This window comes from Micromonospora sp. CNZ295 (genome assembly GCF_004217535.1).
The window spans coordinates 1,051,470-1,064,898 of sequence record NZ_SHKZ01000001.1 but is presented as its reverse complement, the minus strand read 5'-3'; the positions used below and the strand labels follow the sequence as shown (position 1 = coordinate 1,064,898).

The following is a 13,429-nucleotide window of genomic DNA, read 5'->3' as shown; positions in this document are numbered from 1 at the left end:
CGGGACGCGGAGCCCCGGCGTACGGCAGGATGCACCCTCATGAGCACGCAGTCGACGCGCGGCATCGACGACGCCGGTGCCCCGGACCACCCGTCCCGCTCCGACGGTTTCGTCCGTGGAGTGTCCGGCCTGATCGGCGGCCCGCTGGGCGACCACGCCGTCGCGCTGGACCGGCCGGTCGGGCGGGAGCGTCGGTTCTGGACCGCCGTCCGGATCGTCCTGGCCCTGGTCTGCCTGGCGCTGGCCCTGCACTGGGTGCAGAAGTCACCCTGCCAGGACGGCGCCTGGACGAACAACGTCCAGTACACCCGCTTCTGCTACACCGACGTGCTCGCCCTCTACTACGCCGAAGGGCTCAACGAGGGCAAGGTCCCGTACCGGGACCACCCGGTGGAGTACCCGGTGCTCACCGGCTACTTCATGGGTGCCCTCGGCCTGCCGGTGCATGCGCTCGGCGCCGACGACCCGGGCCTCAACCAGGGCATGTGGTTCTACAACCTGAACGTCCTGGTGCTCGGCGCGCTCGCGGTGGCGACGGTGGCCGTACTCCTCGCGCTGCGCCGCCGCCGTCCCTGGGACGCGGCGCTGTTCGCGCTGTCGCCCGCGCTGGTGCTCACCGCCACGGTCAACTGGGACCTGCTCGCCATCGGGCTCGCCGCCTTCGGCCTGCTCGCCTGGGCGCGCAGCCGTCCCGCGCTGGCCGGCCTGCTGCTCGGCCTCGGTGGGGCGGCGAAACTCTGGCCGCTGTTCCTCTTCTGGCCGATCCTGCTGCTGGCGATCCGCAGCAGCCGGGTGCGGGCCGCCCTCACCGCGATCGGCGCCGGCGCGGCCGCCCTCCTCGTGGTGAACCTGCCCACCGCGCTGCTCTACCCCACCAGTTGGGGACGCTTCCTCGAACTCAACACCGAACGGCCGATCGACTGGGGCACCCTCTGGTACATCGGCCGCTACCTGGACGGAAAGATCAACATCGGGGACCCGGGCGCGCAGGGGCCGTTCGAGTGGCTGAACGTGCACATCCCGGTGCTCAACAACCTGTCGTACGCGCTGTTCCTGCTGGCCTGCGTCGGCATCGCCGTGCTGGCGCTGCGGGCGCCGCGCCGGCCGCGCCTCGCCCAGCTCGCTTTCCTGGTCGTCGCCGTGTTCCTGATCTTCAGCAAGGTGTGGTCGCAGCAGTTCGTGCTCTGGCTGCTGCCGCTCGTGGTGCTCGCGCGCCCCAAGTGGGGCGCCTTCCTGGCCTGGCAGCTCGCCGAGGTCGCCTACTTTGCGGCCTTCTACGGGGAACTGCTCGGCGCGTCGACCGGCCGGCCGGTCTTCCCCGAGGGCGTGTTCGTGCTGGCCGCCACGCTCCGGCTGACCACCGTGGTGGTGCTCTGCGTCCTCGTCGTGCGGGAGATCCTCCGGCCGGAGCAGGACGCGGTGCGGGCCACCTACGCCGACGACCCGGACGCGGGTGTCATCGACGGGGCACCGGACGCCCCCTGGCTACGACGACGTCGCGAGACCGCCGAGGCGGCACCCGAGCCGGCCCCCGCCTGACCCGCGGTCGCGTCAGAGCCGGAAGACGACGACGTCGCCGATCTCCTCACGGGCGATGCCGAGTCCGTCGACCGGCGCGTCCACGCTGATCTCCCACGGCGTGCCGGCCACCTCGTCCCGCACGATCAGCACGTTGCGCACGCCCAGGGTGCGCAGGTACTCGATGCTGGTCTGGTCGGGGAACGCGATCGTCACCCGGCGCACGTCGTCGAGCAGGGTCGGGGTGAAGCCGCTCCCGCCGTTGACGATGTCCTGGAAGTGGGTGGTCGACCAGAGCATCACCGGCTGATCGTGGTTCTGGCCGCTGGGCAGCACCAGCAACGGACCGTCCACCGTGCGCATCGCCGCCGGCTGCACCGGGACGACGGGGTGCGGGGTGCGGTTCAGCCCCTCGACGGTCACCAGCAGCAGCGGAAGCAGCGTCGCGAACCGCAGCCACGGGCCCGGCCAGGACGGGATCCGCTCGGCGGAGATCTCGCGCACGCGGGCGGCGAACGCACTCACCGCGCCGGCGGCGAGCAGCCCGAGGAGCAGCGTCGCCCACAGCATCAGCCGGCCGGGGGTACGCAGGCCGTTCCACCCGGGCAGGTGCTCGAAGAGCGGCACGAACGTGAACCGGCCGCCGAAGAACTCGGTGCCCATGGCCAGCAGCATGCTGACCACGACACCGGCCAGCAGCAGGAGCCGGTGCCGGAGCCGCCAGACCGAGAAGAAGAGCCCGCCCAGGGCGAGCGCGTAGAGCACGTACCCGGGGAGCAGCGTCATCTCCGGATGCCACGGCAGGGTCGCCCGGGCCCCCTCGTGCAGGCCGCCCCAGATCCGCGACTCGGCCGGTGCGGTGAGGAAGCCGGTCGCGGGCGGGGAGAAGAGGGCGATGTCGCCGATCGTCCGCTCCGCCTGCGGATGCAGCTCGGCCACCTCGAAGTACGGAACTGCCAGCAGCAGCCCCACGGCGGCGAAGAGCAGCCCGCCGAACACGTCCGCGGTGAGCAGCCGCTGCCCGAACGGCCGCTTCACCGGGCGGATGACCCAGCGCCGCAGGAACCAGGTCACCGCCGAGACCAGCACGGCGCCGGCGAGGACGTACGCGAACGGCAGCCCGATGCCGAAACCGAGGCTCAACTGCCACGCGGCGACCAGCCATCCGGCGTACACCCAGCCCACCCGCCGCTGCTCCGGGCGGTAGCCGTGGCGCAGCGACCAGCCGTGGCCGCGGGCCAGCATGGCCAGCGCCAGTGGGATGCCGCCGTTGGAGATGACGTGCAGGTGCCCGGCCTGGGCGAGCAGCCAGGGGGCGTACGTGTAGGCCACCCCGGCGACCGCCGCGCCGATCCGACCCGACCCGAGCTGCCGGGCCAGCGCGTACGCCCCGAACGTGGCGAGCGCGTGCGCCAGGACGAACATGATGTTGTACCGGAGGATGGCGTCCTCCGGCCCGGTCCCGATCATCCCGGCGGGCGCGTACCCCAGCAGGGTGTCGGAGAAGGCGAAGCTCCACCGCTCGGGAAAGAACGCGTTCGAGTGCCACAGCCGGGCCGGCTCGGTCAGCAGCGTGTGGCCGGACCAGGCCATCTGCCAGGCCTGGAGGCTCGGGTCGAAGTAGTCCTGGGGGAGCGTGTAGCGCGGGTAGCGCAGCGCGGGCCAGGTCATCAGCACGGCCAGGACGAGCGAGCCGAGGACCGCCAGCGTCCACTCGTGCACCAGCACCCGCCCGACGGCACGGCCCGCCCGCCCGACCCGGGTCGGCACCGGCTCCGGCGCGGGCGCGAACGAGGCGAACGGATCCGGCTCGCCACCGGCGCCGTTGCCGGTCGCCGCCGCGGTGCCGTCCGCCGCCCGGTCGGTGCCGGCCCGGCCACCGGCGGCCTTCGTCCCGGTCTCGTCGCCAGCTGGCCTCGTCGTGCCGGTCCCGTCGCCGGGCGGGTCGGTCGGGTCGGTCCCGTCGCCGGGCGGGTCGGTCGTGCCGGTCCCGTCGCCGGGCGGGTCGGTCGGGTCGGTCCCGTCGCCGGGCGGGGTGGTCGTGCCGTTCCGGCTCGGAGCGTCGTCGGCCCCGCCGGCCGTGCTCGCGGTGTCACCGGCCCGGTCCGCGGCGTCGCCGGCCCCGCCGCCGGTGGGCGCGACGGGGCGGAGTGGTGGCGAGCCGCCGGCCTGTCCGGTTGTCATGCGCCCGGAGCCCGCATCCCGAGCCGGTCCCGCAGGAAGGCGATGTCGGCCGCCTGACCGCCCACCCCGCCCGGGGTCTCGACGATCACCGGGGCACCGGCCGCGCGGATCACCGCCACCACCAGGTCCGGATCGATCGTGCCGCCGTCCAGGTTGTCGTGCCGGTCCTGGCCGGAGTTGAAGGCGCCCTTGGAGTTGTTGGCATGCACCAGGTCGATCCGGCCGGTGATGGCCTTCACCCGATCGACCAGCCCGAGCAGCTCCTCACCGCCGGCGTGCGCGTGACAGGTGTCCAGGCAGAAGCCCACCTCGTGGTCGCCGAGCGCGTCCCAGAGCCGGGCCAGCGCGTCCAGCCGGCGGGCGCAGGCGTTGTCACCGCCGGCGGTGTTCTCGATCAGCACCGGCACGCCGAAGCCGCCCGAGTCGGCCGCGTACGCGAAGGTCTTGCGCCAGTTGTCGAAGCCGACGGCGAGGTCGTCGCCGGCGTTGACGTGGCCGCCGTGCACGATGAGGCCGCGGGCGCCGATGGCGGCGGCGGCCTGGGCGTGCGCCAGCAGGAGCTTCCGGCTGGGAATGCGGATCCGGTTGTTCAACGTCGCCACGTTGATGACGTACGGCGCGTGCACGTACAGGTCCACCTCGGCGGCGCGCAGCCGATCGGCGTCCTCGCGGGGCTTCGGCGCCTTCCAGCCCTGCGGGTCGGCGAGGAAGAACTGCACGGCGTCGGCCGCTCTCGCGGTCGCCTCGGCCAGCGGGTCGGTCGAATCGACGTGGGCTCCGATGCGCATGGAGGGGAGCCTACGTCGAGTCGCCGACAGTCGGGGCGACGGCGGTGGAGCGCCGCGCGTCACCCGAGGTGGTCGGCGGTCGTTGAGGGGAGTGGGACGTCCGGCCCGCCGTGTCAGGCGGCGGAACCTCGAGCACCGTGGCCGCATGGACCCGATCCAGGCAGGGCGCCCCGCCGCGCGGCCCGGCGCGGCGGGGACAGCCCGATCCAACCGATTCAACTACTCAAGAAAATTGTCGGAGATTCTCCGATTTCTCCGACAAGTAGCTTGATTAGGTATAAGTTCGGGTAACAACATGATGAAGCTCCGCGGGGCGTCTCCGGTCCAACCTCATCGGTGTGGTCGTTCCTCCCCAGGTCCCACCCAAGGAATGCGGACGGGACGCCCCGCGGCCTCCGTCACGGGGGGCCGCCTCGACATCGACGTCGTGGTCGGCCCCCCGTCGGCGTACGTCCGGGTGGCGCCACCACCCCGGGCATGATCGTCCGGACCGGCTATCCTGGTCCGGTTGTCCGCGTTCGGCCGGGTCCCCCCGGTCCGGCCCGGGCCACGACGCACGACCTCCTGCCACGGAAGGACCGTGGCCGCTTAGCCCACAGGAGGTGAGCACGTCTTGCGTCATTACGAGATCATGGTGATCCTCGACCCCAGCCTCGAGGAGCGCACCGTCGCCCCGTCGCTCGACACGTACCTGAACGTGATCCGGACCGCGGGTGGCTCGGTGGAGAAGACCGACGTGTGGGGCCGCCGGCGCCTCGCGTACGAGATCAACAAGAAGGCCGAGGGCATCTACGCCGTCATCGACCTGCAGGCGACGCCTGCGGCCGTGGCAGAGCTGGACCGTCAGCTGCGACTCAACGAGTCGGTGCTGCGCACCAAGGTCATCCGGCCGGAGACGCGCTAGTCGCATCCCGACCCGACACCCCCGGATCAGCCTCATCGGCATTGTCGGACGGCTCTGAGAGCCTGTACGGCGAGACGATGAGTGCGCGAGGAGATGGTCATGGCAGGAGACACCACCATCACGGTCATCGGCAACCTGACCGATGACCCCGAGTTGCGATTCACCCCCTCCGGTGCGGCGGTCGCCAAGTTCCGGGTCGCCTCGACGCCCCGGTTCATGGACAAGGCGTCCGGCGAGTGGAAGGACGGCGAGCCGTTGTTCCTCTCGTGCACCGTCTGGCGGCAGGCCGCCGAGCACGTCGCGGAGTCGCTGCAGCGCGGCACCCGCGTGATCGTGTCCGGCCGACTGCGCCAGCGGTCCTACGAGACCCGCGAGGGCGAGAAGCGCACCGTCATCGAGCTCGAGGTCGACGAGATCGGCCCGTCGCTGCGCTACGCCACGGCGAAGGTGCAGAAGATGTCCCGCTCGGGCGGCGGCGGCTTCGGCGGCGGTGGTGGCCAGGGCGGCGGAGGCAACTTCGACGACCCCTGGGCCTCGGCGGCTCCCGCCCCCTCGCGCGGCGGTTCCGGTGGCGGCAACTTCGACGAAGAGCCCCCGTTCTGATGGCGCCGAGCGCCCGCGATCGCAAACCAGGAGCAAGAGCAATGGCCAAGGCTGCGGCACTTCGCAAGCCGAAGAAGAAGGTGAACCCGCTCGACAAGGACGGGATCACCTACATCGACTACAAGGACACCGCGCTGCTGCGCAAGTTCATCTCCGACCGCGGCAAGATCCGCGCTCGGCGGGTGACCGGCGTGACCTCGCAGCAGCAGCGGCAGATCGCCCGTGCGGTCAAGAACGCCCGCGAGATGGCGCTCCTGCCGTACACGGCGACGGCTCGCTGAGAGGGGGCACCGAGATGAAGATCATCCTGACTCAGGAGGTGTCCGGCCTCGGCAGCCCGGGCGACATCGTGGAGGTCAAGGACGGCTACGGCCGCAACTACCTGCTGCCGCAGGGCTTCGCGATCACCTGGACCAAGGGCGCGGAGAAGCAGGTCACGCTGATCAAGCGGGCGCGGTCCGCCCGGGAGATCCGCGACCTCGGCCACGCCAACGAGGTCAAGGGCCAGCTCGAGGGCCTGAAGGTCACCCTCAAGGCCCGCGCCGGCGACGGCGGCCGGCTCTTCGGCTCGGTCACCCCGACCGAGGTCGTCGAGGCCGTCAAGGCCGCCGGTGGCCCGACGCTGGACCGCCGCCGGCTGGAGCTGCCCGGTCACATCAAGTCGACCGGCTCCTACCCGGTGCGGATCAAGCTGCACCCCGAGGTGACCGCCACGTTCGACCTCAGCGTCGTCAAGGGCTGACACCCCGCCACCAGCACGACAGGGCCCGCGCCGAGTCCGGCGCGGGCCCTGTCGTGTATGTGTAATCCGGTCGCCTCGGCCCGCGTGGGCCACCGCGTGGACGACGTCCCCGGGCCGCCGCTGTCAGCCGATCGGCTGCCCGGTGATGGCGCTGATCATCACCGTCGACACGCCGCCGCCCACCACCGCCGCCGCCAGCGCCACGGTGGCCGCCCGCCACGTCGTTCCGACCCGGCGCAGCAGCATCGCCACGACCAGACTGCTCGCCAGCGCCAACCCGAACCGCGGCATGCCCTCCGCGAGCGACCCGAGCGCCCGCGACCGCGGCGAGTTGCACCCTCCGCCGTTGATGTCGGTCACGCATCCGGCGGGCGCCGAGGCGTCCAGCGTCAACACCCACACGAAGATCACCAGTATCGGCAGGAGATAGCAGGCCGCCGTGTAGAGCAACGGTCGCAGCGACCCGCCCGCCTCCGGATCCAGCAGGTCGTCCTCGAGGCGGCGGGACCACGGCCCAGCACCCACCGACTCCATCCGGCGCCGTACGGACCCGACCGAGGCCGGTGCGGCGGCCAGCGGGCGGTCCAGCTGACGCCGGGGCGCCGGGCGCGGCCGCGGCCGCGGCGCCGAGTACGAGACCACCGGCGAGCGCGGCGCCGACGGCGGAGCGTCCATCCACCGTGGGTCGTCGCCGGCCAGCCGGGTGCCCGACCAGAACCCGTCGTCCCGGTCGTCCCGCGCCCAGGCCCACTTCTCGGCTTCCCGGTCCGACCGGGGCGCCTCCGTCCGCTCCCACGCCGGCTCCACGTACCGGTCCCACTGACCGGTGACGTCCGGCTGCTGCCACTGGCCGGTGGCGTCCGTCCGGTCCCACCGGTCCGGACTCTCGGTGCGGCCCCACCGGTCGCCCTCGTCGACGGGCTGCCACGCGTGCACACCCGACGCGTCCCACGGATCCACCGCCGGCCGGTACGGCGGCTCCGCCCCGCGCCGCGCCTCCCGGTCCCAGGGATCGGCCGGGCCGGAGGCTGACGACCGGTCCCAGGGATCCCCGGCCGGCGTCCCGGTGACCGCCCGCCGGCTCCGCCCGGTCGGCCGGTCCGACCAGGCGGGCTCCGACTCGGCTGGCGTCTCCGTCTCCTCCAGACCCGACCAGACCACCGGCTGCCGGCGCGACACCGCCCGCCTCGGGCGCGTCTGCGGACCCACCTCGGAGACCGGCTCGTCGTCGGCCCGGCGGCTCCCCACGTACCCCTGGCCCTGGGGCCGGTCGAACGTCCACTCGCGGGTGTGGTCCGCCGCCGGCGCGGCGCCGATCGCCGGCGTCTCCCGCCAGCTGGTCTCGGCGACCCGCCGCCACCCGCTCGTCGGTTCGGCGGCGTCCCAGGCGTCCGGCGACCGGGGCGGATACACCTCGTACCTGTCATCGTCGTCGGGCGCCGCGTGCCGCCCGCCGCCGTCGGCCCGGCGGACGCCAGACTCCAGGGCCCAACGCGGCAGGTAGGCGTCGACCGGCTCCTCCTGGCCCCGCTCGATCGCCCGGCGGCGGCTCGGCGTGCGGTAGCTCTCGGCCTCGTACGAGTCGACCGGCGGGACGGCCGGATCGCCCCAGCGGGCGACCGACCGTCGTCCCCGCGGGCCATCCTCTCCGCGTTCCCAGTCCCGGTAACTCACGGCCGCAGCGTGACCCTTCTCCACCTGAAAGCGCAACCCGCTGTCTCGACATAGCCGGTGGTGCAGATAGTACGGGACAAATGAGGCCCAAGTCTGACCGAGATTCTGTCGTCCACAGGGTGGGGATGGAATTCTCCCAGCTCACCGCCGTAATGGCGGTGGATTCCCCAACCGTTGTCCACAGCCTGTGCACACGCTGCGCACATGCTCGCCCACCGGCGTCCACAGGTTGTCCCGAGACTCGTCCACCGGCGCGGTTGAGCGGCTGACCACGTGTTCCGTATCGTGACCACCCGACCCGCCGCGCGATGACCCCCGATCGCAGTGTGGGTCGACGAGTTGTCGTACCCCGGCGGTAGAGCTGGAACGAGCATCGACGGCGTGGAGGGGGGCACCGTGTCGGTCACCGACGACATGCGGGCGGCCCCGCGCCCCGGCGAGCAGCCTTCCGCGCCGGCGCCGCGCGACGGCCAGTTCGAGAAGACGCCACCGCAGGACATCGCCGCCGAGCAGTGCGTGCTGGGCGGCATGCTGCTCTCCAAGGACGCGATCGCCGACGTCGTCGAGATCCTCAAGAGCAACGACTTCTACCGGCCGATCCACGCCACGATCTTCGACACCATCCTGGAGATCTACGGCCGGGGCGAGCCAGCCGACTCGATCACCGTGGCAGCGGCGCTGGCCGACTCCGGCGACCTGGTCCGGATCGGTGGCGCACCCTATCTGCACACTCTCATCGCGAGCGTGCCCACCGCGGCCAACGCCGCCTACTACGCCCGGATCGTCAGCGAGCGGGCCGTGCTCCGCCGGCTGGTCGAGGCCGGCACCCGCATCGTCCAACTCGGCTACGGCACCGCCGCCGGCGGCAGCCGCGACGTGGACGACGTCGTCGACCTCGCCCAGCAGGCCGTGTACGACGTCACCGAGCGGCGGGTGAGCGAGGACTTCGCGGTCCTCGCCGACATGCTCCAGCCCACCCTCGACGAGATCGAGGCGGTCGGCGCCCAGGGCGGCGTCATGACCGGTGTGCCCACCGGCTTCACCGACCTCGACCGCCTGCTCAACGGCCTGCACCCGGGCCAATTGATCATCGTTGCGGGCCGGCCTGGTTTGGGCAAGGCGCTCGCCCTCGACACGCCCCTGCCGACACCGGAGGGGTGGACCACCATGGGCGAGGTCAAGACCGGCGATCAACTGCTCGCCGCCGACGGCCGGCCCACCACCGTCACGGCGGCGTTCGACGTCATGTATGGCCGACCGTGCTACGAGGTGGAATTCTCCGACGGCACGGTGATCGTGGCCGACGCCGAGCACCTGTGGAAGACGACCACCCGGGCCAGTCGCCGCCAGCCGGAGCGGCGGTCCCGTCGACGCTGGTCGGAGTCATCGGTGGCGACGGTCCGGGCCGCGTCCGCGAGGGCGGCGACAGCTCCCGACCACCTCGTCACGATGTCGGACGCCGTCGCCCAGGTCGGCACGGGGTTCCGCAACGTTCTGCACACCGTCGCGGCCGAGATCGGCTCCAACGGCCGCATCAGCCGGCCCGTCACGAGAGCCGGCAAGGCGCGGAACTGGACCGCCCCGGGTCACCCGGCCAGCCCGCTGCTCGCCGGGTTGCTCGCTCGGGTCGAGCGGCAGGGCGCTCCGCCGACCCGCGCCCGCCACGACGGCGTGGTGACGACCACCGAGATCGCGGCCACGTTGCGCACCGATACGGCCGACCGGCGGTTGAACCACGCCGTGGAGAACTGCCGTCCGCTCCAACTCCCGGAGCGGGATCTGTCGATCCCGCCCTACACCCTGGGCGTCTGGCTCGGCGACGGGCAGACCGGTGCCAGCCGCTTCACCACCGCCGATCCAGAGATCTGCGAGTACGTCGAGCGGGACGGTTTCGCTGTTCGGCCCAGCGGCCCGATGATCTACACCATCCGGCTTCCCGGGGTCGTCGCCTCGCCGGACCGGACCTGCCCACACTGCGGCCGGCGCGCGCTCCGCGAGAACCCCGCCGTCCGGCGTTGCGCCGACTGCCGAGCCGCGAACGGGTCGTTCATCGCCCTGCTCCGACAGATCGGCGTCGCGGCCGAGAAGCACATCCCACGGGACTACCTACGCGCGTCCGAGACGCAGCGACGCGCCCTGCTGGCCGGCCTGATGGACACCGACGGCACCGTCGCCCCGACCGGCAACCTGCAGTACACCTCCACCTCCAGGCGGCTCGCTGAGGACGTGCACGAGCTGGTGGTCGGCCTCGGCTATCGCTGCACCGTTACGACGAGGGCCGTTCGGGGCCGCACGTCCGACTCCTCGACCGCGTACACCCTGAACTTTTCGACGCCGGATCCGATCTTCCGGCTGGAGCGTAAGCGGGCGGCGCACACAGCCCGCCGGCGCACCACGTCGGATGTGCGGTCGACGTCGCGTTTCATCGTGGACGTTCGACCGGCCCCGAGCGTGCCGGTCCGGTGCGTCACGGTCGACAACCCAGAGCACCTCTATCTGGCCGGCCGGTCCATGATTCCCACCCACAACAGCACGGCGAGCATGGATTTTGCCCGAAATGCCGCTATCCGGGCCAACCAGGCGTCGGCGATTTTCTCGCTGGAAATGAGCAAGGTCGAGATCGTCATGCGGCTGCTCTCGGCCGAGGCTCGGGTGCCGCTGCACGTGCTGCGCAGCGGCCAGCTCTCGGACGACGACTGGACGAAGCTCGCCCGGTGCATGGGCGAGATCAGTGAGGCGCCGCTCTTCGTCGACGACACGCCGAGCATGAACCTGATGGAGATCCGGGCCAAGGCGCGCCGGCTCAGGCAGAAGCACGACCTGAAGCTCATCGTCGTCGACTACCTCCAGCTGATGACCTCACCGAAGCGCACCGAGAGCCGGCAGCAGGAGGTCGCCGACCTGTCGCGTGGCCTCAAGCTCCTGGCCAAGGAGGTCGAGTGCCCGGTGATCGCGGTGAGCCAGCTGAACCGCGGCCCCGAGCAGCGCACCGACAAGCGGCCACAATTGTCCGATTTGCGCGAGAGCGGCTCAATTGAGCAAGATGCGGACGTCGTCATACTTCTGCACCGTGACGACTACTACGACAAGGAGTCGCCGCGAGCGGGCGAAGCGGACTTCATCGTTGCAAAACATCGAAATGGACCGACTGACACGGTGACGGTCGCGGCGCAGCTGCACCTGTCGCGCTTCGTGGACATGGCCATCGTCTGACTCCACGGTCGGTCAGCCCAGCAGGGGGAACCAGCCGGCCACCTCGCCGAGTTCCAGGCGGTCCCGGTCGCTGAGCGGAAGCCGCCCGGCCGCCTTGAGCAGGTACTCGTGGCCGTCCCAGCCGGCCGGGCGGACGGCGTCGTCGCTGAGCAGCCTGTCCATGGTCGCCACCGCGATCCGGGTCGCCGCCGGACCGGGCAGGGGCGCGTCGGGAAGGTCCACCACGAGGTCCAGGTGGTGCACGACCGCCTCGGTGGTCAGGGTGGCCAGCATGTCGGCCACCCGCAGCACGTGGCCCTGGGTGGCGACACAGGCGTCGGGGTCCGCGGCGGCGGCCGCGCGGACGGCGGCGGGGGCGGTGTCGGCCCAGAGCCGGACGACGCCGGTGGGCCGCTTGAACGCGGCGGCAGAGCGGCGTACCCACCAGGCGTGCCGCGAACCGTCGTCATCGCCGGCCGGGAACGAGCGCCAGTAGCCGACGTCGTCCACGTCCGGAGGGCCGGCGGCCGGGCTGGCCAGCGCGACCAGAGCCCGCTGGGCGTCGCCGACGAGGTGCAGGAGCAGGTCGACGACGAGCCAGCCCCGGCATCGGGTGGGTCGCTGCAGGTCGGCGTCGTCGAGGCCGGTGACGACCCGGGTGACCCCGTCGTACGCCTCCGCCAGTGCGACGTGCGCCCTCATGGACGCAGCGTCGCACGGGCGGGGCGGCCGCGCACGGCCGAGGAGCGGGCGGCAGGTCGGCCGGCTCAGCCGAACATCTCGTCGAGGAAGCTCTTGCGCTTCTTGCGCCGGTAGTGGCCGTGGTAGCCGTAGTGCTGTCCGTGGCCCCCGTACGCCGGCGCCGGCGGGTAGCCGTGCGCGGGCGGCGGTGGGGGCGGCACGGTGCCGTAGCCGGGCTGGTGCGGGGCCGGTGCGGGCGGCGGTGGCGGGGGCGGCGGGTACCCGCCCTGCTGGTGGGTGGGCTGGCCGGGCTGGGCGGCGGCGGGAGCGGCGTGCTGCCGGTTCCAGTTGGCCTCCGCTTCGAACAGCTTCTCCAGTTCGCCGCGGTCGAGGAAGATCCCCCGGCACTCGCTGCACTGGTCGATGACGACGCCGCTGCGCTCGTACTGGCGCATCTCTCCGTGGCACTTGGGACAGGTGAGGCTCATCATGCGACGGTACCTGGTCGGCTCACGCGGTCGCGGTCAGCGCGTCGGTGACCTCGTCGTCGGAGACCTCGTGGAAGTCGTCGTAGTAGGCGCTGACCGCCATGAAGTCCGCCGGGTGCTGTGGGCAGACGACCTGGTCCGCCTCGGCGGAGAGCATCTCGTACGCCTCCTGCGAACCGACCGGGACGGCCACGATGACCCGGCGGGCGCCGAGGTGACGGGCGACCTGGACGGCGGCGCGGGCGGTCGCGCCGGTGGCGAGCCCGTCGTCGACGATGACGGCGGTGCGGCCGGCGAGGTCCAGCGGTGGCCGGTCGCCCCGGTAGAGCCGCTCACGGCGGTCCAGTTCGGCCTGCTCGCGCCGGCGGACGTCGGCGATGTCCTCCGGGCTGAGCCGGCTGGCGACCACGTCGTTGAGCACCTGCACCTCGCCGGGGCCGAGGGCGCCGAAGGCGACCTCGGGAGCCCACGGCATGCCGAGTTTGCGGACGACGAGGACGTCGAGCGGGGCGCCGAGCCGCTGGGCGATCACCTTGGCCACGGGCACGCCCCCGCGTACCAGGCCGAGGACGATGACGTCCGGGTCGCCGACGAGCGCGGTGAGCCGGTCGGCGAGCATGCGTCCCGCGTCGGTTCGGTCTCGGTAGGTGGTCAT

The 13,429-nt window shown here is 72.3% G+C and carries 12 protein-coding genes; 6 read left to right on the top strand and 6 right to left on the bottom strand.

Features of this window, described 5'->3' with window-relative positions; genetic code table 11:
• The first annotated feature begins 39 nt into the window (after positions 1–39).
• Entirely contained in the window at positions 40–1,539 is a 1,500-nt protein-coding gene (locus EV376_RS05030) for a glycosyltransferase 87 family protein (RefSeq protein ID WP_130320979.1), read from the top strand.
• A 12-nt stretch (positions 1,540–1,551) separates the two neighbouring features.
• On the opposite strand, the gene EV376_RS05025 is transcribed toward EV376_RS05030, so the two are convergent.
• A complete protein-coding gene (locus EV376_RS05025; protein WP_130320978.1) occupies positions 1,552–3,702 on the bottom strand; it encodes a hypothetical protein in 2,151 nt (716 codons plus the stop codon).
• Positions 3,699–4,490, bottom strand: coding sequence for a deoxyribonuclease IV (locus EV376_RS05020; protein WP_130320977.1), 792 nt, complete (start codon positions 4,488–4,490; stop codon positions 3,699–3,701). Before EV376_RS05020 ends, EV376_RS05025 begins: the two co-directional genes overlap by 4 nt.
• Before the next feature lie 613 nt (positions 4,491–5,103).
• On the opposite strand from EV376_RS05020, the gene rpsF reads away from it, so the two are divergent.
• The 4 genes from rpsF to rplI all read left to right on the top strand — a co-directional run bounded on the left by rpsF (position 5,104) and on the right by rplI (position 6,739).
• On the top strand, positions 5,104–5,394 hold the full coding sequence (gene rpsF / locus EV376_RS05015; RefSeq protein ID WP_130320976.1) for a 30S ribosomal protein S6: 291 nt from the start codon (positions 5,104–5,106) through the stop codon (positions 5,392–5,394).
• 81 nt (positions 5,395–5,475) lie between these two features.
• Positions 5,476–5,997, top strand: a complete 522-nt coding sequence (locus EV376_RS05010; protein ID WP_207228045.1) for a single-stranded DNA-binding protein — start codon at positions 5,476–5,478, stop codon at positions 5,995–5,997.
• A 41-nt stretch (positions 5,998–6,038) separates the two neighbouring features.
• The gene (gene rpsR, locus EV376_RS05005; protein WP_007073789.1) at positions 6,039–6,278 is read left to right on the top strand and encodes a 30S ribosomal protein S18; all 240 of its coding nucleotides are present in this window, start codon (positions 6,039–6,041) and stop codon (positions 6,276–6,278) included.
• A 14-nt stretch (positions 6,279–6,292) separates the two neighbouring features.
• Positions 6,293–6,739 (top strand): 50S ribosomal protein L9, encoded by a 447-nt coding sequence (rplI, locus tag EV376_RS05000; RefSeq protein ID WP_130320974.1) that lies wholly within the window; start codon positions 6,293–6,295, stop codon positions 6,737–6,739.
• A gap of 123 nt (positions 6,740–6,862) precedes the next feature.
• On the opposite strand, the gene EV376_RS04995 is transcribed toward rplI, so the two are convergent.
• Positions 6,863–8,413, bottom strand: a complete 1,551-nt coding sequence (locus EV376_RS04995; RefSeq protein WP_130320973.1) for a hypothetical protein — start codon at positions 8,411–8,413, stop codon at positions 6,863–6,865.
• Between the two features lie 381 nt (positions 8,414–8,794).
• On the opposite strand from EV376_RS04995, the gene dnaB reads away from it, so the two are divergent.
• On the top strand, positions 8,795–11,626 hold the full coding sequence (dnaB, locus tag EV376_RS04990; RefSeq protein ID WP_486482519.1) for a replicative DNA helicase: 2,832 nt from the start codon (positions 8,795–8,797) through the stop codon (positions 11,624–11,626).
• 12 nt (positions 11,627–11,638) lie between these two features.
• Here dnaB and EV376_RS04985 read toward each other — a convergent pair whose 3' ends face one another.
• The 3 genes from EV376_RS04985 to EV376_RS04975 all read right to left on the bottom strand — a co-directional run bounded on the left by EV376_RS04985 (position 11,639) and on the right by EV376_RS04975 (position 13,429).
• Positions 11,639–12,307 (bottom strand): maleylpyruvate isomerase N-terminal domain-containing protein, encoded by a 669-nt coding sequence (locus EV376_RS04985; RefSeq protein WP_130320972.1) that lies wholly within the window; start codon positions 12,305–12,307, stop codon positions 11,639–11,641.
• Between the two features lie 65 nt (positions 12,308–12,372).
• Entirely contained in the window at positions 12,373–12,777 is a 405-nt protein-coding gene (locus EV376_RS04980; protein ID WP_130320971.1) for a TFIIB-type zinc ribbon-containing protein, read from the bottom strand.
• Positions 12,778–12,796: 19 nt separating this feature from the next.
• Positions 12,797–13,429 (bottom strand): phosphoribosyltransferase, encoded by a 633-nt coding sequence (locus EV376_RS04975; RefSeq protein ID WP_130320970.1) that lies wholly within the window; start codon positions 13,427–13,429, stop codon positions 12,797–12,799.

Excerpts from the sequence above, each read along its gene's own strand:
- rplI (WP_130320974.1), top strand. The coding sequence starts at position 6,293 with ATGAAGATCATCCTGACTCAGGAGGTGTCCGGCCTCGGCAGCCCGGGC.
- EV376_RS05030 (WP_130320979.1), top strand. The coding sequence starts at position 40 with ATGAGCACGCAGTCGACGCGCGGCATCGACGACGCCGGTGCCCCGGAC.
- EV376_RS04985 (WP_130320972.1), bottom strand. The coding sequence starts at position 12,307 with ATGAGGGCGCACGTCGCACTGGCGGAGGCGTACGACGGGGTCACCCGG.
- EV376_RS05025 (WP_130320978.1), bottom strand. The coding sequence starts at position 3,702 with ATGACAACCGGACAGGCCGGCGGCTCGCCACCACTCCGCCCCGTCGCG.
- EV376_RS05020 (WP_130320977.1), bottom strand. The coding sequence starts at position 4,490 with ATGCGCATCGGAGCCCACGTCGATTCGACCGACCCGCTGGCCGAGGCG.
- rpsR (WP_007073789.1), top strand. The coding sequence starts at position 6,039 with ATGGCCAAGGCTGCGGCACTTCGCAAGCCGAAGAAGAAGGTGAACCCG.
- EV376_RS04980 (WP_130320971.1), bottom strand. The coding sequence starts at position 12,777 with ATGATGAGCCTCACCTGTCCCAAGTGCCACGGAGAGATGCGCCAGTAC.
- EV376_RS04975 (WP_130320970.1), bottom strand. The coding sequence starts at position 13,429 with ATGACCACCTACCGAGACCGAACCGACGCGGGACGCATGCTCGCCGAC.